At 36.5% G+C, this 22,907-nt stretch carries 17 protein-coding genes; 9 read left to right on the top strand and 8 right to left on the bottom strand.

The features are described from left to right. Positions 1 to 133: 133 nt before the first annotated feature. The 6 genes from F6K54_RS10725 to F6K54_RS10700 all read right to left on the bottom strand — a co-directional run bounded on the left by F6K54_RS10725 (position 134) and on the right by F6K54_RS10700 (position 10,421). The gene (locus tag F6K54_RS10725) at positions 134 to 1,894 is read right to left on the bottom strand and encodes a hypothetical protein (protein WP_293077272.1); all 1,761 of its coding nucleotides are present in this window, start codon (positions 1,892 to 1,894) and stop codon (positions 134 to 136) included. A gap of 132 nt (positions 1,895 to 2,026) precedes the next feature. Next, complete coding sequence (locus tag F6K54_RS10720; protein ID WP_293077270.1) at positions 2,027 to 2,263, bottom strand: DUF6887 family protein; 237 nt, start codon at positions 2,261 to 2,263, stop codon at positions 2,027 to 2,029. Beyond that, positions 2,260 to 2,457 (bottom strand): DUF6888 family protein, encoded by a 198-nt coding sequence (locus tag F6K54_RS10715; protein ID WP_293077268.1) that lies wholly within the window; start codon positions 2,455 to 2,457, stop codon positions 2,260 to 2,262. The genes F6K54_RS10720 and F6K54_RS10715 overlap by 4 nt, the downstream gene beginning before the upstream one ends. Before the next feature lie 152 nt (positions 2,458 to 2,609). Beyond that, positions 2,610 to 5,549 (bottom strand): ABC transporter substrate-binding protein, encoded by a 2,940-nt coding sequence (locus F6K54_RS10710; RefSeq protein ID WP_293077266.1) that lies wholly within the window; start codon positions 5,547 to 5,549, stop codon positions 2,610 to 2,612. 314 nt (positions 5,550 to 5,863) lie between these two features. Then, on the bottom strand, positions 5,864 to 8,680 hold the full coding sequence (locus tag F6K54_RS10705) for an AAA-like domain-containing protein (protein WP_293077264.1): 2,817 nt from the start codon (positions 8,678 to 8,680) through the stop codon (positions 5,864 to 5,866). 478 nt (positions 8,681 to 9,158) lie between these two features. Next, positions 9,159 to 10,421, bottom strand: a complete 1,263-nt coding sequence (locus F6K54_RS10700; protein WP_293077262.1) for an ATP-binding protein — start codon at positions 10,419 to 10,421, stop codon at positions 9,159 to 9,161. A 169-nt stretch (positions 10,422 to 10,590) separates the two neighbouring features. Here F6K54_RS10700 and F6K54_RS10695 point away from each other — a divergent pair, with 169 nt between their 5' ends. Together F6K54_RS10695 and F6K54_RS10690 are read left to right on the top strand one after the other, a co-directional pair. Then, positions 10,591 to 10,857 (top strand): hypothetical protein, encoded by a 267-nt coding sequence (locus F6K54_RS10695; protein WP_293077260.1) that lies wholly within the window; start codon positions 10,591 to 10,593, stop codon positions 10,855 to 10,857. Then, entirely contained in the window at positions 10,847 to 11,092 is a 246-nt protein-coding gene (locus tag F6K54_RS10690; protein WP_293077258.1) for a type II toxin-antitoxin system PemK/MazF family toxin, read from the top strand. Before F6K54_RS10695 ends, F6K54_RS10690 begins: the two co-directional genes overlap by 11 nt. Here the strand turns inward: F6K54_RS10690 and F6K54_RS10685 are convergent. Then, a complete protein-coding gene (locus F6K54_RS10685; protein ID WP_293077256.1) occupies positions 11,050 to 11,274 on the bottom strand; it encodes a hypothetical protein in 225 nt (74 codons plus the stop codon). The genes F6K54_RS10690 and F6K54_RS10685 overlap by 43 nt on opposite strands. A gap of 94 nt (positions 11,275 to 11,368) precedes the next feature. Between F6K54_RS10685 and F6K54_RS10680 the strand changes: the two genes are divergently transcribed. The 4 genes from F6K54_RS10680 to F6K54_RS10665 all read left to right on the top strand — a co-directional run bounded on the left by F6K54_RS10680 (position 11,369) and on the right by F6K54_RS10665 (position 17,252). Beyond that, the gene (locus F6K54_RS10680; RefSeq protein WP_293077254.1) at positions 11,369 to 11,731 is read left to right on the top strand and encodes a nucleotidyltransferase family protein; all 363 of its coding nucleotides are present in this window, start codon (positions 11,369 to 11,371) and stop codon (positions 11,729 to 11,731) included. After that, positions 11,694 to 12,050 carry a DUF86 domain-containing protein gene (locus F6K54_RS10675; protein ID WP_293077252.1) on the top strand — a complete coding sequence of 119 codons (357 nt, stop codon included), beginning with the start codon at positions 11,694 to 11,696 and terminating at the stop codon, positions 12,048 to 12,050. Before F6K54_RS10680 ends, F6K54_RS10675 begins: the two co-directional genes overlap by 38 nt. A gap of 49 nt (positions 12,051 to 12,099) precedes the next feature. Continuing rightward, complete coding sequence (gene bchH / locus F6K54_RS10670) at positions 12,100 to 16,158, top strand: magnesium chelatase subunit H (RefSeq protein WP_293077250.1); 4,059 nt, start codon at positions 12,100 to 12,102, stop codon at positions 16,156 to 16,158. A gap of 452 nt (positions 16,159 to 16,610) precedes the next feature. Beyond that, positions 16,611 to 17,252: a PEP-CTERM sorting domain-containing protein gene (locus F6K54_RS10665; protein WP_293077248.1), complete on the top strand. Its 642-nt coding sequence runs from the start codon at positions 16,611 to 16,613 to the stop codon at positions 17,250 to 17,252. 74 nt (positions 17,253 to 17,326) lie between these two features. Here F6K54_RS10665 and F6K54_RS10660 read toward each other — a convergent pair whose 3' ends face one another. After that, positions 17,327 to 17,500, bottom strand: a complete 174-nt coding sequence (locus F6K54_RS10660; protein ID WP_375341962.1) for a hypothetical protein — start codon at positions 17,498 to 17,500, stop codon at positions 17,327 to 17,329. A 480-nt stretch (positions 17,501 to 17,980) separates the two neighbouring features. Here F6K54_RS10660 and F6K54_RS10655 point away from each other — a divergent pair, with 480 nt between their 5' ends. The 3 genes from F6K54_RS10655 (at position 17,981) to F6K54_RS10645 (ending at position 22,744) form a co-directional block, all read left to right on the top strand. Continuing rightward, positions 17,981 to 18,211: a hypothetical protein gene (locus tag F6K54_RS10655; protein WP_293077244.1), complete on the top strand. Its 231-nt coding sequence runs from the start codon at positions 17,981 to 17,983 to the stop codon at positions 18,209 to 18,211. A gap of 692 nt (positions 18,212 to 18,903) precedes the next feature. Then, complete coding sequence (locus F6K54_RS10650) at positions 18,904 to 21,114, top strand: peptidase domain-containing ABC transporter (RefSeq protein WP_293077242.1); 2,211 nt, start codon at positions 18,904 to 18,906, stop codon at positions 21,112 to 21,114. A 1,498-nt stretch (positions 21,115 to 22,612) separates the two neighbouring features. After that, entirely contained in the window at positions 22,613 to 22,744 is a 132-nt protein-coding gene (locus F6K54_RS10645) for a hypothetical protein (protein ID WP_293077241.1), read from the top strand. Positions 22,745 to 22,907 lie beyond the last annotated feature (163 nt).

Below are 22,907 nucleotides of genomic sequence, written 5' to 3'. Positions count from 1 at the left end.
ATAATGAGTATGTCCATACTTTATAATTTTAGTAGACTGGCATTTAGGACAATTCATCTCCACAAACTGAACTTTATTACTTATTATTCTGCAATTTTATATCTTACCATTACTATGCAGGACTACCCATTTTTCATCGACAATTATATAGTTCATAACTATAATTAACTGTGGAATGGGCATCTTGCCCGTTCCTGATATTTTTACCAGGATTCTCCCAACAGTTAAATTTCTCTAAATCATTTTTATTTACTTCTAAATTCACTGCCCATAAGTCTAAAGGTCTGGTTTTTTCTGTCAAGATTTGAGCAATTGTTGAATCAGGTAATAATGCTGAGTTTTCTTGTTTTTTTGCCAAAACAAATTCTAATGTTTCTGTTGGTAAATTAGTCTTTTTTTCCAAACGTTGGAAATATAAACCAATAGCCATTAAAGCACGAATTTCTGAGTGAGTTTTATAACTCATGGCAATCAATATTGGAGCTTGAGATTTTGTTTGAATTACTTGTGCTAATAAGTCCGCTCGTCGTGATTTTTGATAGGCATAATTTGTGACTACACTTAAGGCTCCAAATAATCCCATTATTAATATTATGACTACAACTTTTTTGCCTGTTGCTCTGAAAAAATTAGGAATATTTTCAAACAGTTTGCTTCTTGTTTTCTTCTCCTCAATATTATTTTGCCAACAATTAGTCATACTTGACCCCAACAACAATAAAACTACAGGAAAATAAACAAAGCCATAACGAGCAACTAAAGATATGTCTTTTCCTAAACCATAAATTACAAATAAAAATAGGAGGATTGCAAACCCTAAAAAAGCTCCTAATATCTGAAGAGAAAGACCTGCTAATGGAGAAGCGATCGCTACTTCCCATCCTTGCCATAAACTAGGAAAAACCCAGACTAAAACTAACAACATTGTCACGCCAGAAAGGATACTAATAAAAGTACTTGTTCCCTCCACTGGCAACATAAATATCATTGTTATTCCCCAGACAAATAAACGTAAGATAGGTTGCCAAATATCGTCTAAGTCATAACTGGTATCTATCCAACTCGTCAAATCATTTCCCGAAATACCTGTCACTGCTGGCAACCACACCAAACAACCAACTAAACTCCCCAACCCAACTATATAAATGTGACACCAATAACGTTGAGAAAATTGTTTGATATCCCTGAGCAAAAACCAACTCATAACTAAGCCTTCCGCAGCTAAGGTTAATGCAAAAAAATAGTGGGTGGCAATACCTAAACTATTAATTATTATCCAGAAAAATCCTAACCATAAAGGTAATTTTTTTTGCTGCTGAATACAGCGTATTGCTTGGATGAGAAAAGCTAGAGAAATGATTATCCAGAGAATAGTTAGGGTATAATGACGAGCTTCTTGAGCAACATAAATGCCGTAGGGAGAAAGCGCCATCAGTGCAGCAGCTATTTGCCCCACTATCTGAGAGCGAAAGGCAAAACAACCAAGAGCAAATATTGCCGGAATAGCTAATACACCAAACAAAGCACTGAGCGATCGCCCTACTGCTAATGATACTATTTCTCCATCTGCGGTAAATATTTTCAGCCAAAAATGAGTCAGCAGAAAATATAGAGGAGGATGAGTGCTTTCAGTCATTAGGTTGTGAATGACATCGCTGTAGGGAATTGTTGCGTCGAAGCGCAGGGGTGAGAGGAGTTGTTGCCAAGTGATGACTTTATCTAGGGGGATGTCAAGAAAGTTATTACCGAGACTGTAACCTAAAGTGGATATTTCTATAGAGTCAGCGGGTTTATCTGCCCAAAAATTGTAGCGGAGAATAGTACCTATTAAAATTGAGATGCTTAGTAGGAAATAATTGAACTTATTTATTTTTAGACTTTTTAGGCGTTGCATAAATACGGGATGATTTTAATAGTTTTGTGGAAGTGGAAGTGGAAGTGGAAGTGGAAGTGGAATGGGCCTCTGGCCCGTTCATTCCCGTTCATTCCCGTTCATTCCCCGTTACAAAAATAACTTCTGACTTCGTTAATAGCGATCGCTCTCTTCATTATCTTGCGCTACTCTCTCCTGAATTGCCTGTTCCATAATGCGAATATTTTCTGGAATTGGTACACCTTCTTCAGTACAAACAGGAGGATATCGTTTAACTTCCACTCCTGGTGGAATACGAAATAGCAATCGAATTGCTTCGATATCGTCTCGGTGTTCTAAAACGTAAGCTTTTAATTCAGCTTTAGTCATTTCTTCAAAATTAGATTTCATAAAAAATACCATTCTCCACTGGGAGGAATCATAATTTGGATATCGTCACCTGCCAGAATAAAGATATTTCCTAATTTTTCATCAAAACGAAATAGGTGAATATCTTTGTAACTGTTAGACAACATTTGACAAACTCTCAGGCACGCTTGGGTTTGTTTATTGGTTGGATTAATTGATTTATTCTCACTCAACATTTAATTAATTAGGACTTACGCAAAACAACGCAATTATGTCATTGCGAGCGGCAGCGAAGCAATCTCAAACGCCCAAAATTCGTTCCTAATGCGTAAGTCCTGTTAATTCTATCATAGGTTGTGCAACAAAACCACTAATAACTGAAATAACCCTACTCATCTACTAAACGAAAATCTAAATTAGAGCAAAATCGATTTGGAGATTCAACAACTTCAACAAGAATTGCTTGACCAGTAATTTCACCTTCCGGATTAAACCTAAGATTTTGTCCAGATGTCTCATTGTATGGAAGATTTACTTCTTTAAGTTTTTCCAAAACTCTAGACCTAGTGGGATTATCACCAGAATTAGATAAAGCATCAATAAAAGCCTTAGTTGCATCATAACTGGTAGCAGTACGCCAACCAACCTCTCCTCCCCACTGAGCTTTTGCTCGATCTAAAAATGGTTTTGCTGTAGGTAATCCTTTAAACCACGGTACTGCCAAAATCAAACCTTTAACTGCTTGCTGACCTTTTTTTAAGGTATCGCAATTATAAAGAATATCGCTACCAAATAACCTTAATTTTTGGTTTTCTGATAGTTCATAATTGGCTTTGGCAATTTCAATTACTGAGTCAACTGTGTCTACATTTGGAAATAGCATCCCAATTTTGAACTGGTTATTTGTAGCATCCTGAATTTCTTTATTTATATCAAAAGACGGTTGTTTTAAGTCTATACTGCCAACCTGTATGTTAGGGTTCATATTGTTTAAGTCAAAATCAAAAAAATCCTTTAAACTTTTACTATATGAACTTTGCTCGTTATAAAAAACCACAATCTTTTCTGTAGGTAGCAATTGAACATATTCAACTAGCTTTTTAGTCATTACAGAGTTATCAATCACTGTTCTCAAAAAAGCGTCACCTTTCAATTCTGTACTTGTGCTAGTAGCAGAAATAACTGCCAGTTCTCTTTTTTCATACACTTCTAATGCTGCTTTAGTAGCATTACTGGAATTATGTCCTATGACTCCTAAAATATCTGGATTTCTGACTATTTCTTGAGCTACTTTTGGAGACACTTCATTATCATTACTATCATTAGCAATAATAATTTCCAGCAACCTAATATTATTTTGGTTTTTGTTATATTCATTTTGTGCCTGAGCAACACCTCGCAAAATTGATTTAGCTCTTTCACTATTCTTATTTGCTGGTACAACTACAGCTATCTTTATAGGATTATTATGGTTACGAGCTAGAGAATTGTTATAGTAAATCAACAGTTCTGGTTCGTTGCGATAATCCTGTGCAAGTCCATCAAAACAATTTGCTGCTTCGTTATAATTCTGCTTTTGGAATTCTTGATTACAACTAAAAATATCCCTATTATAATTTTCATTATTAGTATTATAAAATACTGTGTTTTCACCACTACTAAATCTTTGTCTCTTCTCCTCAGATGAGAATATTGGCCATAGTTGAAAATCTGGTACTATTGTTCCCAAAAATATTCCTATTCCAATCAGTATAGGAAATGCCAAAACTGCTGCTGAAATGACAAAACGGATTGGAATCTTTATATTTTCCTTGTCTTTAAGCTCTTTAAGTTTATTTCGAGCCTTTGTATTATTACGATCAATTTCTAATACTTGTTCATAGAGCTTTTTAACTAAGCTTAAATTTCTCCTAGGTAAACGATTACTTTGCAAATAATTATCAGCCTTACTTAGTAATGGTTCTATGTAATCTTTTTTCACACGTTGTCGGTCAATCTTGTAACCTCGCTTATATAGCTCTCGTGCTTCCGGAAATTTTTCATTTTTTTGGCATGCTTCAGCCAAGCCGAATAAAGCACTAAAATGGTTAGGATTAAGTTCTAAAGCCTTACGATAGTGATACAACTCATCATCTACATTTCCCCGCTCACGCCATATATTAGCTTTTTCGTAGTAATCATTAGCTTCAGCATTAAGTTTCCCCAATTCCGATATCTCTGACTGTAGTGGGCAATATTTGATTAACCAACGACGAACAAACTCAACTATAACTTTACGACCATCTCTATCTAAAAACTCATTTTCAATCAAAGTTTGTTGTGCTTTGCCTAGTTGCTGTGTAATAACTCCATACCTTTTTAGCAGATTTAAAGGGTCTTCTAGGGGTGACGGTCTTAGCCTTCTGTTTTGAGCTTCTGCTGCTGCTGAGAACACAACTCTTTCTGGAATCAATAATCCTTCTCGAAACCAAGCTAACCCTGCTTCGCTCAACTCAATAGCATTGTTTATAACTTTGCCTACATCATCTAGGAGAATCTTAGTTTTCTCATTTTCCCGTGCTTGTACAAACAGAGCGTAGCATATAACTTGTGTAAAGTAAGGATGTCGTGTTGAAAGTCTGATAATTTCGTCTATTGCTCTGTCATTGTATTCCAGAAATTTTCTAGGAGGTATTGTAATCAAGTTTTTGGTACTTGATTCGTCTAGCAATCCTATTCTCAGGTTAGGGGCATCCTTAAACAATGCGATGAGCTTCGGTATATCACTTAGTCGTCTTCCCAAAACTGGAATAATAAAAAGTTGCTTCTCTTGAGACATAATTAGCTTTAAGTATCCAAAGAAACCTTCAAGTCCTGAGTCATTATTATTGCCGCTTAACACATCAAACTCATCCAGCAATAATACTAAATTTCTACTACCCAATTTCTGCAGTATCTGATGCAATAATACTCTGAATTTAGCTGCTGTATCTTGTTTTAAATCTTGAAGTGGAGGTAAGCCAATTGCATTTGTAGTTATTCCAAGATGCTCATAAATTTCTTGAGCAAGTTTATAGATAATTTGATCGAGAGACCATTGGCCTTTATGTTGAAAATCTGACAGGATAAAAACAAATTTTTTATTATCCAAATTGACCTGTTTAGGAATTTGCTGTAGTACAGAGGATTTACCTATACGTCTTTGACCATGCAGCAGAATAACTTGTTGATTGTTATTCAAATTATCTTCAATAAAGCGAAATATATTTTCTCTGCCAAAAAATAATTCTGGTTCATAGATAGAACGACCAATAATATAAGGATTTTCCCAATTTTTTGCAGATTTCATGTTAATTATTAGTTTTTGTAGCAATTATATTTTTACTATTACCAACTAACAGAAAAACCATCTTTTCCATATTTAATTTAATTAAGTGTGTCAGTCTAGTAGGTTGGGTTGAACGGCAGTGAAACCCAAAAAAACCTTACTACTGTTGGGTTTATCCGTAGGATAAGCTCCGCTAACGTCCCTCAACCCAACCTACACTTATCGCACCATTTTAGGTGAAACAGTCCAGTAGGGTGCGTTAATGAAATGTAACGTACCATTTCTATTTTAGCAAGGATTTGAGCCGTCTCAAACACCTTACTGGACTATAAAAATTATGCAAAGCATTTTGCTAGCTTGCTCACCCATTTCACAATGGATTTTGTAGCTTCTTTATTTTCTGATAAATACTTAATCACATTTATTACTTTTTCTGCCTGTTGATGACTCATCAAATTGAGAAATATTTTCTCCATCTGTTTAAATGTTTCTGGATTATAATTTTCAATTTCTCTAATTACCCACCACTCCATAATTGTCGAATAAAATAAATAACCTGTATTTTTTTGTTCTGCAGTTCGTTTAATTATTCCCCTTTGTTGTAAATCAATCAATTCTCGTTCTTTCTGACTAAAAATAATACTAATATCACCTAAATTATAGAGCTTATTTTGCACACGATATGACAATTTGGATAATGCAATTAACATTAACAATGTTTGCTCTAATTTATTGAAAAGTTGCCATGTACGTCTAAAAAAGTGTCCTGTTGCTTTGATGAAGTCTCTAGCAAATACCTCAGCACTAATCGTTTCTCCAGAGCAGATTTTGTTGTGCAAAATCAACTTTGCATTTTTTAGTAAAGCTGGATTCCCACCAGAAATTTCTTCAATTCCTTCTCTTGTTTCTGGTATTATTTCTATCTCATTAAGTAGACTGTCTACCTCATTTTGATTCAATGGTTTTAATTGTTGAAATGCGTAATGATTATACCAAGGAGATTTTTCTTGTGTCAGACTAGGACCAGTTTCATTTAAGCGTTGTGATGAAGTTACAATCATTGATAAATACCTTCCCTCTAAGGAATGATATGCCAAATTACGGCACTCGCTCAAAAACACTTCTATATCAGTTTCAGTATACTGAGAATTAGAACGAAAAGTCGCATCATAATTATCTAAAAGCAGTACTAAAAACTTGTTTTGCTTACCTGTTTTATTCAAAACTAAACTTAAGTCATCTTTAGTTAGTTTTGGCTTGTTTAATAATTGTCTAGTTATTTGTTGTAGAACAGCATTACCTTCTGTTTTTTCTCTAATTAAATCAATAATCCTTCGCCAAAAACTAGCAGGCATAAAAGGTAAAATTTCTAGGCAATTTAGATAAACAATTATTGCTCTAGATGGATCTGTCTCTCGTGACTGCCAGACTTGATGGGATGTGAGAAGGTTAAGAAAATAAGTTTTTCCCATACCAGGGCCACCCCAAATGGCCAAATTACTGTGACTGCGTATTTGGTCAAATGCGATCGCGATTAAATTGTCCCGCCCCACAAAACGTTCTGGGGGAACTGGCCGATCAATGGGAGGATCTTTCTTTATCTCTAAAATTTGCTCAATTTCTCTCAATCTATTTTTTGCTAATGTGTTGTCAGGCTCAATATTTAATACTTCTTCAAACTCTTCCTTGGCTGTTTTCCACTTTCTTTGCTCCATCAAATTTTGCCCGTAACCTAAAAGTGATTTCACTAACCCATCCTCAGCCCGGACTTGATTAACGTCATATCCTCGTTGGTAAAATTCAACTGCTTTGCTAAAGTCTTCGACCACTAAATATGCCTCTGCCAAATCAAATAAAGCCTTGAAATGGTTGGGGTTGATTTTCAAAACCTGCTCATAAAGAGCAATGACACTTGTCGGCGGAACTAATTCTTGTTGCAAGTCTGTGGCTAATTTATAAATGCGATTAGCCTCTGAACTCAGATTCTCCAGTTCGTATATTTCTCCTCTCAAAGAATATCGTTTCAATAACCAACGACGAACTAATTCAATTTTTACTTTATATCTAGGAACTTTATCCCAAGCTAAATCTGAACTCTCTGCCAAATCTAAAAAACCCCATTCAACTAATCGATCTGCTGCTTGAGACAGAGATTCTTTAAGAACAACTCCATACTCTTTCAAGACTGTCAATGGATCTTTGACAACTTGAGTAGGTTTGATAGCTGCTATCCTTTGAGCTTCTGCTACTGCTGAGAAGATCGCTCGCTCCGGTATTGGCAGTCCATCCCGAAACCATGTCAACCCACCTTCAGCACTTTCAATTGCTCTATCTACAATCATTTTATCCACATCTACGCTCGTCACCTGCCAATTATTTTCTGCTTCTGCTTGCTGGAAAATTTGAAAACAGATTACTTGGGTAAAATAGGGATGGCCTGCGGAAAGTTCTAATATGGCTGCGATCGCATCCTCTCCATATTCCAGCACTCCCTCAGCAGGTTTAGTAATCAACTGAGTAGCACTTTTTTCGTCCAACAAACCAATTTCTTGATTGGGCGCTCTCCGAAATAAATTGAGTAAGTACTCCATCTCATCCAGTCGTCTTCCTACAACTGGAATAATAAAAAGTTGCTGATGATTTGAAATAATAGACTGTAAGTAGGGGAAAAAATGTTTTATTGCTGATGCCGGATTATAATCGCTTAACACATCAAATTCATCCAGTAACAATACTAAATTTTTGTCACCTAAATTTTGAAATACTTGAGGTAAAAAATTTTGAGAAAAAATCTTAGTGTTTGCCTCTAAATTTGTCTTTAAAGGTTGCTTAATATTATCCTGTTTCAGCTCTAATTTTCTAATTATTTCTATAGCTAATTTTTCCAAGACTTCTGCAAGAGTTAAGTTGGCTTTATCTTGAAGATCGAAGTAAACAAAAACAAAATTATCTCCCTTCACACCATTAGGAATTTGATGTAAAACAGATGACTTACCTATTCTTCGTTGACCCTGTAATAATATAGCTTTTGCACCATTGTTCAAGTTAGCACCAATATATTTAAACAGATTGTCTCTGCCAAAAAATAATTCCTTTTCATAAATTGGACGACCAATGATGTAGGGATTTTTCCGATTAGCTGAAAGTATCATATTAATTAATTTGAAATTAGCCTATAGCATTTCTCTGTTTAATGAAATACATTTACGATCCCCCTAAATCCCCCTTAAAAAGGGGGACTTTTTTTATGTTAATAAAGATGTTGATCAAGCATAGTTTAAAAAAGGGATATTTTTTGTTAGCTCCCCTCTTTTTAAGCGGTTCCCCCCTTACTAAGGGGGGTTAGGGGGGATCTAAAACTGTACCTCTCTATTTGAGCGAGTTTTATGTTAATAAAGATGTTGATCAAGCATAGTTTAAAAAAGGGATACTTTTTGTTAGCTCTCCCCTTTTTAAGCAGTTCCCCCCTTATTAAGGGGGGTTAGGGGGGATCTAAAACTGTACCTTGTAGACTAAAGAACTGCTATATTAAACCTACACAACTAAAATGGTGCGTTACGGTGGATTGTTAAATACCTTTTACAGTCTAAATTTTAGCCGTAAATACGCACCCGACAAGTTTTTCTCTCTTTATAAAACCAGCTCAGAAATCCATTCTACTACAGATGTCACATCCTCTCTATTTTTCCACAAAACTCTAATTACATTTTTAACTCTCTCTAATTGCCTATGGTTCATCAGATTGAGAAATGTTTTCTCTCGATTTTTAAGTTTTTCATCATCACTATTCTTAATTTCCTGAATTACCCACCATTCCATCAAAGATGAAGCAAAAGAGTAAATTGTTTTATCCTCAGTTTTATTAGAGATAATTATGCCACGTTCCTCTAAATCATTTAATTCTTGTTCTTTTTGGCTAAAAATTATCTCAATATTACCCAAGTCATAACGCTTCTTTGTTCGTGGCAAACGACCTTTTAAACTTGATAAAGCAATAAGCATTAAAATAGCTTGTTCTTCTGCATTTGAAAGCTGCCATATATCCTGAAAAAAATTTTCTGTTGTTGCTAAAAAATCTTTAGTAAATGTCTCAACATCACGAGGTTCCTGAGATTGTAATTTATTGTACAAAATAAATCCTGCATTTTGTAACAAAGTAGGGTTACTATCAGCTATTTGTCGAATCCCATCTCGTAATTCGGGTGTCATTGGCAGTCCACTTAAAACATTTACTACTTCCTGCTCCGTAAATGGCTTAAGTGGTATAAACAAATAATGGTTATACCAAGGAGATTTTCCTGGTGTTAGAGTAGGACCTATGTCATTCAAACGTCGCAATGAAGTAACAATCATTGACAGATATTTACTCTCCTCTGAATAATGAACTAAACTACGACATTCACCTAAAAATTCCTCTATATTTTCTGCTTTATATTGAGAGTTTGGGTGCATAACAACATGATAATCATCTACCAGCAAAACCAAGTGTTTATTTTGTTCTCCTATCTGTCTTAATGCTTGGCGAAAATCATCTTTATTTACTTCTGGTTTAGCCTTAATTTCTGAATAGAAAGAATCATTTTGTTGAAACTTTTCAGCTAACAAATTGAGAATTTCTCGCCAAAATTTAGAAGGTAGGAAAGGTTCGATACTTAAACAACGGAAATAAACAATAACAACTTGAGATGGATCGAACCCGCGTTTCTGCCAAACTTCAGGAGATTTTAAAACCTCTAGCAAAGATGATTTGCCCATACCTGAACCACCCCAAATTGCCACATGACCACCATTAGCTATTTGAGCAAAAGTGCTATTAATTTCATACTTGCGTCCCACAAAACGTTCTGGGGGGACTGTCTGACCAACGGTAAAAGGATTTTTATGATTTATCATTATATTTTGACTTGAATAATTTAGGGAGAAAGGACTTACAGATAATAGTTCTACTATTTTAGTTATTATAACTTTATAGGTAGCTAAGTAGGTGGGTTAAATTTGTAAAAGTGTGGGAATGATAAGATAAAATCATCCTAATCGTGAATTAAAAATGAGAGATGCCAAAATGTCATTAAAATCAGCATATTCCACAATCCTTGAAGTTGCTAAAGAAAAGTTAGTAAATCTTTCTCCAGAACGACTACAAATAGCCCTAGATTTCTTGACTTACCTCCAAGAAAAAGATGAAACTGATGCCCACTATTTAATGAAATTACCATTAGAAGAAAGACGAAAAATTCTAGCAAAGCAAGCTGAAAAAATGTTAGAACATTATCAGCAAGAGGGAGAATGGCAAGAATTACAAACTTGGGATGAATTAGATGAGCAATGATAATTTACCTAAACGTGGAGATATTTGGCTAACAAATTTTGACCCAACGATTGGATCGGAAATTAGAAAAATTCGTCCGGCTATTATCATTAGTTCTGATGGGATTGGGAGATTACCAATTAAGTTAATTGCACCGACAACTGAGAGGAATGGATTTGCAAAGAGCAGAAGCCTCAAATACAATTCTTTTACTCACTCGATTTCCTCTAGTGATACTTCAATTAAATTGGTTTGATGCTCGACATTTTTCACCGCATTTAACAGCCTATTTTTGTTAGTTTTACTTTTAAATAAGTATGCTGTTTCATCAACTTCAGAAACAATAATTTCAATTTCTTTATCTCCAAATTTTGCTTTAAGTGTTTCTAGGAAGTTATGGTCAAGTTGACTAGCTTTTAATCTATAAAAACTGGACATATTTTTAATTATTAAGATTTATGAAATATATATTTACTGTATGGTTTAATAATAGCATAAATTATATCTAGCTATTAGTTATTTTGAAATATATATGCGGCTAAAATTAAATCCTCAATTACAAGAACGTTTGGGCATATCAACACAAGAAATTGCTCAATTTTGCCAACATTGGAATATTACCGAATTAGCTTTGTTTGGGTCAGTTTTAAGCGATCGCTTTCACGCCGATAGTGATATTGATATTCTCATTCACTTTGCACCCAATGCTCGCCAGGGATTATTAACCCTTGCCAAAATTAAACATGAATTAGAAAATAGCATAGGGCGAAAAGTTGATATTGCTGTAAAAGAATCCATTGAAAAGAGTGAAAATTGGATTCGTCGCCAGGAAATTCTCAAGACAGCGCAGGTAATTTATGAGCAGAGATATAGCATCACTTCTGGATATAGTTAACGCAGCAAGGCGAGTTTTGCAATTTGCTGAAGGAATTGATAAATCTGAGCTAGCAACTAATGAAGAAAAACAATCTGCCATTCTCTATCAAATTATTGTAATGGGAGAAGCTACCAAGCGACTATCACCAGAATTTCGGGAACAATATCCGGAAATTCCGTGGAAAGATATTGCTGGAATGCGAGATATTCTTGCTCATCAATACGATCGCCTGAACTTTAATACTCTTTGGGATGTTATTCAAACTGATGTTCCAGAAGTTTTGCCACTGCTTGAGTCCCTCTTACTAAATTCCACTGATGATATGGACAATAATTAGTCTTTTTTCGCTACCCTAATAGTATAGTAACTTTTATTAACATCAGGCCATGAAACGTATTGTCTTAATCGCAGGTTTTGAATCTTTTAACACTGGTTTATACCGTCAAGCAGCTCAACTGGCAACTTCCCAATGTCCAGATTTAGATATCCAAGTATTTAGCGATCGCGCCCTTTCCCAACAACCAGAAACTGTCGCTACTGCTCTGGAAAATGCTGATGTTTTTTTCGGCAGTCTGCTGTTCGACTACGACCAAGTTTTATGGTTGCGTGAAAGAGTAAAAAATATTCCCATCCGTCTTGTTTTTGAGTCAGCACTGGAATTGATGGCATTAACAAAATTGGGAAAATTTATTATCGGCGACCAACCGAAAGGAATGCCAAAACCAGTCAAATTTATTCTTAGCAAATTTTCCAGCGGGAGAGAGGAAGACAAACTTGCGGGTTATATCAGTTTCCTGAAAACAGGTCCGAAGTTACTCAAATTTGTACCAGTGAAAAAAGTGCAAGACCTCCGCAACTGGTTGATAATTTACGGTTATTGGAATGCTGGTGGTACAGAAAATGTGGCTGCTATGTGTTGGGTGTTAGCAGAAAAATATTTAGATTTAAAAGTTGGAGAAATTCCCCCACCAGTGGAAACTCCCAATATGGGTTTGCTGCATCCAGACTACCAGGGTTATTTTGAGTCTCCCAAAAAATATCTGGAATGGTATCGCCAAGAAAAACAAACTTCTCCTACTCCCGTTGTAGGAATTTTGCTCTACCGCAAACACGTCATTACCAAACAACCATACATTCCTCAACTTATCCGCAAATTTGAAGAAGCAGGTTTAACACCCCTACCTGTATTTATCAACGGAGTCGAAGGTCATGTCGCCGTCAGAGACTGGATGACGAGCGCGTGGGAAAGTCAAAAGTTAGATAAAATTCAAAAGTCAAAAGTCAAAAGTCAAAAGTTAGATAAAATTCAAAAGTCAAAAGTCAAAAGGCATGAAATTCAAAAGTCAAAAGTCAAAAGTCATGAAATTCAAAAGTCAAAAGTCAAAAGTCAAAAGTTAGATTCTGTTGAAACTCAAAAGTCAAAAGTCAAAAATCAAAAGTTAGATTCTATTAAACCAATACTTTCTCTTTCTCCCGAAGCAGTGAAAGTCGATGCAGTCGTTTCAACTATTGGTTTCCCCTTGGTTGGAGGACCAGCAGGTTCCATGGAAGCAGGACGACAAGTGGAAGTTTCCCAACGCATCCTCACTGCCAAAAATGTTCCTTATTTTGTAGCAGCACCCCTACTTATTCAAGACATCCATTCTTGGACGCGCCAAGGTGTGGGAGGTTTGCAAAGTGTAGTTTTATATGCACTGCCAGAATTAGATGGAGCGATCGATCCTGTTCCCCTGGGTGGTTTAGTGGGAGAAGATATTTATTTAATTCCGGAACGAGTCAAGCGTCTCACGGGTAGAGTCAAAAATTGGATAAAACTGCGTCATAAAGCGCCCGCAGAAAGAAAAATAGCTGTTATTCTTTATGGTTTTCCTCCCGGTTATGGTGCCACAGGTACAGCAGCTTTATTAAACGTGCCGCGTTCTCTCCTCAAATTTCTCCACGCTCTAAAAGAAGAAGGTTACAATGTTGGAGAAATTCCCGAAGATGGGGAAGAACTCATTCGTCAAATTAAAGAAGCAGACGAAATTTATTCTTCTTCCTCTTCTTCCTCCCCCCATAATTCAGATCCAGTGCGAGCATCTTGCTCGCGTCCTTCATATTCCCATTCTTCATTCTCCCATCCTTCTCAAGTTAATATTAAAACCCTAGAAAAATGGTTAGGGTATCTATCAACAACTCGCATGGAAAAACAATGGGGAAATCTCACCCGCACTGGTATAAAAACCGATGGTGAAAATTTTAATATTGGCGGAATTCAATTAGGAAATATTTGGCTAGGAGTACAACCACCCCTCGGAATTTCTGGCGACCCAATGCGCTTAATGTTTGAAAGAGATTTAACACCCCATCCCCAATATGCTGCTTTTTATAAATGGCTCCAAAATGAATTTCAAGCTGATGCAGTAGTTCACTTTGGAATGCACGGAACCGTGGAATGGTTGCCCGGTTCGCCCTTGGGAAATACTGGCTATTCTTGGTCGGACATTCTATTAGGAAATATGCCACATCTATATATATATGCTGCTAATAATCCTTCAGAATCTATGTTGGCAAAACGTCGGGGTTATGGGGTGTTAATTTCTCATAATATTCCTCCTTATGGTCGGGCAGGTTTATATAAAGAATTAGTTAGTTTGCGAGAGTTAATTTCTGAATATCGGGAAGACCCACAGAAAAATTCGGGGTTGCGGGAACCGATTTTTAAGAAGATTTTTGATACTGGTTTAAATTCAGATTGTCCGTTTGAGTATGGCAAAAAATTAGGAATTGAATTTACCCCGGAAAATGCGCAGATGTTTAGTGCAGATGTGGTTAATCCCTATTTTGTCCAAATATATGAATATTTGCAGGTAGTAGAACAAAGATTATTTTCTTCTGGTTTGCATACTTTGGGAGAAGTGCCGAATCAGGAAGAATTAAAATCTTATTTAGAGGCTTATTTGGGAGAAGAAATCGCAGGGCTAGACTCGGATTTTGGGCACGGATATCTCGACACGGATTTTGGGCACGGATGTACGGATGATTATGTTAATCAAGATGCTGTAAATATTCGGGATTTGTTGATGCAAAATACTGATAAGCTAGACACGGATTTGGGGCACGGATGTACGGATGATGATGTTAGGCAAAGTGTGGTAAATATTCGGGATTTGTTGATGCAAAATACTGATGAATTGACTAATCTTTTGCGTGGATTAAATGGAGAATATATTCCCGCTGCTCCAGGAGGAGATTTATTACGAGATGGTCCGGGAGTTTTACCAACTGGTCGAAATATTCATGCTTTAGACCCCTATCGAATGCCTTCTCCTGCTGCTTATGAAAGAGGGCGAGAAATTGCCAAGAAAATTATTGCTCAACATCTGGAAGAAAATAATAATTATCCCGAAACTGTGGCAGTAATGTTATGGGGTTTGGATGCTATTAAAACCCGTGGTGAATCAATCGGAATTTTATTAGAATTAGTAGGTGCTGAACCAGTAAAAGAAGGTACCGGCCGCATCGTTCGTTATGAATTAAAGACTTTAGCTGAAGTCGGTCATCCCCGCATCGATATTTTAGGAAATTTATCGGGAATTTTCCGAGATAGTTTTGTGAATATTATTGAATTATTAGACGATCTATTCCAACGAGCAGCAACCGCAGATGAACCCGTAGAACAGAATTTTATCCGCAAACACGCTTTAGCACTACAAGCGCAGGGTATAGAAAATGTTTCGGCACGGTTATTTTCCAATCCTGCTGGTGATTTTGGTTCCTTGGTGAATGACCGGGTTGTGGATGGTAACTGGGAGTCAGCGGATGAGTTGGGCGATACTTGGCAAGGGCGAAATGTCTTTAGTTACGGTCGTCAGGATAAAGGTGAGGCGCGTCCGGAAGTTTTGCAGGAGTTGTTGAAGGGTTGCGATCGCATCGTCCAGGAAATTGATTCGGTGGAATATGGTTTGACAGATATTCAGGAATATTATGCTAATACTGGTGGGTTAAAGTTGGCAGCAGAAAAACAGAGGGGTAAAAAAGTAAGTGCGAGTTTCGTCGAAAGTTTCTCCAAGGATACCACCCCCCGAAAATTAGAAGACTTGTTGCGGATGGAATATCGCACAAAATTATTGAATCCAAAGTGGGCAGAAGCAATGGCAAATCAAGGTAGTGGAGGAGCTTACGAGATTTCCCAACGGATGACCGCGTTGATAGGTTGGGGTGGCGCCGCTAATTTTGCCGATAATTGGGTTTATGACGGTGCTGCCGAAACCTATGCTTTAGATGCAGAGATGGCGCAGAAATTACGGGAAGCAAACCCGGAAGCGTTTCGGAATATTATTGGGCGGATGTTGGAAGCGAACGGACGTGGTTTATGGCAAGCAGACGAGGAGAAGTTGCAGAAGTTGAGGGAGTTGTATGATGTGGCAGATGAAGAAATTGAGGGTGTGAGTAGATTGGGTTAAGCGTATCTCGCAACCCAAAAAAAACCAAGATAGTGTTGGGTTTCGTTCCTCAACCCAACCTACAAAACTTATGATACTTTATAAACCGGATTTAGTATTACAGCAGATTTCAAACTAATGCGGTACAGTTAATGGGGTAAATATTTTTTGCTTGTTCACTACCCTAATTCCCATCTTCCCTACTCCCTACTCCCTAAAAGCATCAACATAAGTACCTCATAACGCGCGGAAACTGCTGTAGGTGGGTAATCAGTAAATATACCAATGAAGACATTTCAAATTTTTCAATTATAGCCTAGTTTTATGAAGATTTGATGAAGACCCAATAAAACTAATGACATTCTCTGTAGAAGTCTGGCATCATTTAGATAGATAGAGTAAAAGATTTATCAGTGTTTAGGTAATCTACGTTTTATCTCTGAATTATTTGTGCAAAAAGGATTTAAGAACTTATGATTTCACTGTTGAAAAAATTGTCTGCTGTTGCTATTTGTACTACCGCTATTAGTTTGGTTGGCATGAAAGCTAACTTAGCTCAAGCATTAACTTTTGGATTGGATATTGAAGTAGGTAATAATTCATTCTCAGGTTTGTTAGATGTAGTTGATAACGCTTTTGATGATGGTGTGCTTAATGATCAAGAATTAGAGGAATTGGTTATAAACAATTTTGCTTTGGGAGGAACTCCTGTTTCCCTATCTACCCCCCTGATTTTTAATGATTTTACTGGTTCAAGTTTGAATTTTTTAGGGTCAGAGCTTTTTAGCGATACGGTAAATGATGTTGATGCCGCACTGGTAAGTCAGACTTCTGATGGTTCTTCGTCTTTTTCACTTTTATTTGGCAATAACACTACTGATAGTAATAACGAGCTAGAATTAGAATTTGTATCTCCAATTTTGGCAGGTATCGGTGGTAGTTTCTCAATAAGTATTACTGAAGAAGAGGCAGAACAGACAGATGTTTTGTCGCTCGCCCTTACTCCTGTATCTACTCCTGTATCTAGTTCTATACCTGAACCTGCTTCAACATTAGGAATACTTGCAGTTGGTGCTGCTGGTGCTGTCTCTACACTGAAGCGCAAGCAAAAATAGAAAGTTGAGGCGTTGCTGAAGCGCGTGGATGATATTAATCTTAATTACTGTGGAATGGGCCTCTGGCCCGTTCGTTAAAAATACCATTCTCCACTCGGAGGAATCATAATTTGGATATCATCGCCTGCTAGAATAAAGACATTTCCTAACCTTTCATCAAAACGAAATAGGTGAATATCTTTGTAACTGTTAGACAACATTTGACAAACTCTTAGGCAAGCTTGGGCTTGTTTATTAGTTGGGTTAATTGGTTTCTCCTCACTAACATTTAATTCATTATAATTAGATTGACAAAAAAATCCAACACTAGCCCAATAAATATTATTCTAACATTGTTTAATTTTGAAAAAATTATTGAACCCTAATACCGTTTCACGGAATTCAAAAGTCAAAATTCAAAAGTTAAAAGTAAGATTTTATAACTCAAAACTTTGATGCTTCAGTAATTGCAGCAAATTCTTCGACATCTAAAGTTTGAAATTATTTGTAACATTCTTTTTTCAAATTGGTATAATTTGCCAAATTTTATTTGAATCTTAGCATGATTTTCTCGCCTACAATAGCAAACAAACTGCAGCCCAACAAAAACTGATATACAGAAATTAAAAAAATATCCTGAAGCTGCATTTCACTTCAAGAAGAATAGACTATACATCACAAGATAGTTAAATAAATGAACATAAATTTATACTAACTTGTCGATCTAATTGAACTCTGAGAAAAAAATCATGCAAGACACTCAAAACAACGAACTATTTTCCGATATTTCCACTGAAGAATCTGCTACTATTAATGGTGGTTGTGGTTGTGATGGTTACCGTCGCGGTCGCTCTGTAAGTTATTATGGCTACGATCCTCGCTACTACTATGATAGGTATGGATACGGTCGCTCTGTAAGCTATGGTTACCGTCGTAGTAGCTATGGTTATCGTGGATATCGTGGTGGTGGCTGCTACTAAAAGCTATTTCATTAATGGATAATTGATAATTGATAATTACAAACCAGAATTATTTAATTATTAATTATTCGGTAATGGTGAAATTATAACTTTGATTGATACTTGATTAAATGAGGCATCCATAATTTTATGGGTGCTTTTTTCTGATTTGCTCCCTAGTCAACAGAAGTAGTTATTTGGGATGAAATATAGAACTCATTTGGGATCTATTTAGGGTTTGCTGAAAAAGTCTTTTTTAAGGAGTAGGGGAGCGGGGGAGTAGGGGAGTAGGGGAGTAGGGGGAATAATTTTTTTTGCCCAACTCTATGCCAGAAATGCTAACTTTTTGAGCATCAAGAGCTGAAAACCAGGGTATTTCAGACCTAAAAAAGCTAAAACCTTTATCTGTAAATGCTTTAAGATTTAATCAGCAAGCCCTATTTAAAAATATAGGGAGAGTGTGGGAGGTGCGGGAACCCACCCCTAACCCCTCCCAGGAGGGGAATGTGGGGAGATGGGAGTAAATTTCAACCTTATTTCCCCTATTCTATTTCTGAATTTCCTGACTTCACCAAGACTGAGAAATGAGGACTGATATTATGCCCGGATAATAGCGCAATAAAAAAACCTTTTCCCTTTGAACTTTTCTTTCCCTTCTGCCTTCTGCCCTCTGCCTTCTGCCTTCCTTTTTTTTATTTAATTTTTAAATTATTATGTTAGATATAGTACCAGTACCAATATTACCAAAAGCATCTAGCGATCGCGAAATAAATAATGTTAATAAATATCCATTAATTCTCCAGCAAAGTGAAGAAGATTGTGGTGCGGCTTGTTTGGCTTCTATTGCTAAATATCATGGTCGTAATTTAACAATAAATCGTATTAGAGAAACTATTGGTACTAATCAACAAGGAACTACATTATTAGGTTTAAAACAAGGTGCAGATACTATTGGTTTTAATGCTAGGTCTGTCAAAGCAAATCCAGGAATTTTAGACCAAATTGAAAGTGCCCCTTTACCCGCAATTATCCATTGGCAAGGCTATCATTGGGTGGTTTTGTATGGCAAACAAGGAGATAAATATGTCATTGCTGACCCTGCCCTTGGAGTTCGTTTTTTGTCAAAAAAAGAATTAGCTGAAGCCTGGGGAGATTGGGTCTGTTTATTAGTAGAACCTGACCCAAAACGCTTTTTTTCTGAGGCTGATGAAAAAGTCAGTAATATTAGCAGATGGCTCAGACGAGTTTGGTATTATCGGCAAATTATTCTTCAAGTTTTTCTGCTGAATATTGTCTTGGGTTTGCTTTCTATTGCTTCTCCTTTTTTGGTACAAATTCTGACTGATGATGTGCTAGTTCGGGGCGATTTTCAGTTACTTACCAGTGTGGTAATTGCTGTGATTGTGATGAATGTTTTTAGCAGTTGTTTGGAATTTGTTCAATCTAATATGATTGCTCATTTTGCCCAACGTTTGGAATTGGGGTTAGTGATGGAATTTGGGCGAAAAATTTTGAGTTTACCATTAAAGTATTATGAGACGCGACGCAGCGGTGAAATTGTTAGTAGGTTGACGGATATTAAAGAAATTAATCAGTTGGTTTCTCAAGTAATTGTCAGTTTGCCCAGTCAATTTTTTATTGCTTTGGTTTCTTTGACTGTGATGTGTATTTACAGTTTTTCCCTGAGTATAGTTGCTGTTTTTATGGCGGTAATTATGACTTTATCCACTATTGCTTTGTTGCCAATATTGCAGCAAAAAACTAGAAGTTTATTTGCTTTAGAGGCAGAAAATCAGGGTGTTTTAGTAGAGACCTTTAAGGGAGCAATGACTCTCAAAACTACCTCTAGCTCTCCTCAATTTTGGGAGGAATTTCAAGGCAGGTTTGGTAAGTTGGCTAACTTGAGTTTTAGAACTACTCAGATTGGCATTGTGAATGATACTTTTTCGGGTTTAGTTAGTAATATTGCTAATATTTTTCTCTTGTGGTTTGGCAGTAATTTAGTCATCGCCGAACAATTAAGTATCGGTCAATTATTAGCTTTTATTACTATGAATCAATATGTCTCAACTTTGGTTACTACTTTGGTGGGATTGATGGATGAATTGACCAGAGTTCAGACTGCCACTAAACGACTTTCTGAAGTAATTGATTATCCTCCAGAAGTAGATAAAAATCATCAAAAACCCGATGTAAAAATTAGTCCTAAAGCCGATATTATTTGCTCCAATATTAGTTTTCACTACGCTGGTAGAATTGATTTATTAGAAAATTTTTCGGTGAAATTTCCTGGTGGTAAATCTATTGCTTTAATCGGTGAATCTGGTTGTGGTAAAAGTACGTTGGCAAAATTAATTGCTGGTTTGTATCCGGTGCAGTCTGGTAATATTCAAGTTGGGATTTATAATCTGCAAGATTTAGATATAGATTCTTTTAGAAAACAGGTAGTATTAGTTCCTCAAGATGCTCATTTTTGGAGTCGTTCGATTATTGAAAATTTTCAATTAGCTTTACCTGGAGTAACTTTTGAACAAATCGTTAAAGCTTGTCAAATTTCTGGAGCAGATGAATTTATTAGTCGTTTACCTGATAAATATCAAACAGTTTTAGGAGAATTTGGAGCAAATATTTCTGGCGGACAAAGACAACGTTTGGCAATAGCAAGAGCTATGGTTAATGAGCCGGCTGTATTGATTTTGGATGAATCAACTTCTGGTTTAGATCCTGTGAGTGAGGCGGAAGTTTTGGAGAATTTATTGTTGCATCGTCGTGGTAAAACAACAATTTTTATTAGTCATAGGCCAAGAGTAATTAGTCGGGCTGAATGGATTGTTTTATTGGATAATGGTAAGTTAGAATTGCAAGGTTCTGTAGCTTCTTTACGGGCAAAACATGGGAATCATTTAGATTTTTTGAACTCTTAAATTTATCAAAATAACATGGGTCGCGCAACCCCGTCTTTTAAGGCGCAATATTTTTGGAGAGTTGCTCACACATCTCCTACTTCCCCTCCTGGGAGGGTGAGGGGCGAGGGGTGGGTTAACTTCTGACTTCTGACTTCGTTAAAGTCATTCTAGTTAAGATTGAGACAAGGGTTTCTTGTCTTTTTATTTGAAAGAGTTTCAGCCGAAAAAGTGTTCCAGTCTTATTCAGAATGACTATAGTTGTCAGCGGCTTTGTTGCATGATAATAAATTAAACATCAATCTCCTGAAACTCAGCGATCGCTTGACTGTGACTGTATCTAAACTCAACATAACTATTGGACAATAGATAAATCAAACATCAATCTCCTGAAACTCAGCGATCGCTTGACTCTGAACTGTATATCAATCAACATAACTATTGGACAATAGTTAAATCACACATTAATCTCCCTCAACTTAGCGATCGCTTGACTCTGAACTGTATATCAATCAACATAACTATTGGACAATAGTTAAATCACACATTAATCTCCCTCAACTTAGCGATCGCTTGACTCTGAACTGTATATCAATCAACATAATTATTGGACAATAGTTAACGAAGTCAGAACTCAGAACTCAGAACTCAGAAGTTAACCCACCCCTAGCCCCTCCCAGGAGGGGAAGTAGGCGATTTGAGCAAGACTCCAAAAATATTGCGCCTTAAAAGGCGGAGTTGCGCGACCCACATGATTTTGATAAATCAAACATCAATCTCCTGAAACTCAGCGATCGCTTGACTGTTACCGTATATAAATAAACATAACTATTGGACAATAGATAGATAAATCAAACATCAATCTCCTGAAACTCAGCGATCGCTTGACTGTGACTGTATATAAATAAACATAACTATTGGACAATAGTTAACGAAGTCAGAACTCAGAACTCAGAACTCAGAAGTTAACCCACCCCTAGCCCCTCCCAGGAGGGGAAGTAGGGGATTTGAGCAAGACTCCAAAAATATTGCGCCTTAAAAGGCGGGGTTGCGCGACCCACATGATTTTGATAAATCAAACATCCATCTCTCTCAACTCAGCGATCGCTTTGCTGTGACTGTATCTAAAATCAACATAACTATTGGACAATAGATAAATTAAACATCAATCTCCCTCAACTGAGCGATCGCTTTCCGATGACTGTTTCTATTCTCAAGATAACTATTGGACAATAGATAAATCAAACATTAATCTCCCGAAAATCAGCGATCGCTTTCCGATGACTGTTTCTATTCTCAAGATAACTATTGGACAATAGATAAATCAGACATTAATCTCCCGAAAATCAGCGATCGCTTTCCGATGACTGTTTCTATTCTCAAGATAACTATTGGACAATAGATAAATCAGACATCAATCTCCCTCAACTGAGCGATCGCTTTCCGATGACTGTTTCTATTCTCAAGATAACTATTGGACAATAGATAAATCAGACATCAATCTCCCGAAAATCAGCGATTGCTTTCCGATGACTGTTTCTATTCTCAAGATAACTATTGGACAATAGATAAATCAGACATCAATCTCCCTCAACTGAGCGATCGCTTTCCGATGACTGTTTCTATTCTCAAGATAACTATTGGACAATAGATAAATCAGACATTAATCTCCCGAAAATCAGCGATCGCTTTCCGATGACTGTTTCTATTCTCAAGATAACTATTGGACAATAGATAAATCAGACATCAATCTCCCTCAACTGAGCGATCGCTTTCCGATGACTGTTTCTATTCTCAAGATAACTATTGGACAA

Origin of the sequence: Okeania sp. SIO3B5, assembly GCF_010692555.1 — a bacterium.
Taxonomy (GTDB): domain Bacteria; phylum Cyanobacteriota; class Cyanobacteriia; order Cyanobacteriales; family Microcoleaceae; genus Okeania.
This window is presented reverse-complemented; position numbering and strand designations above follow the sequence as displayed.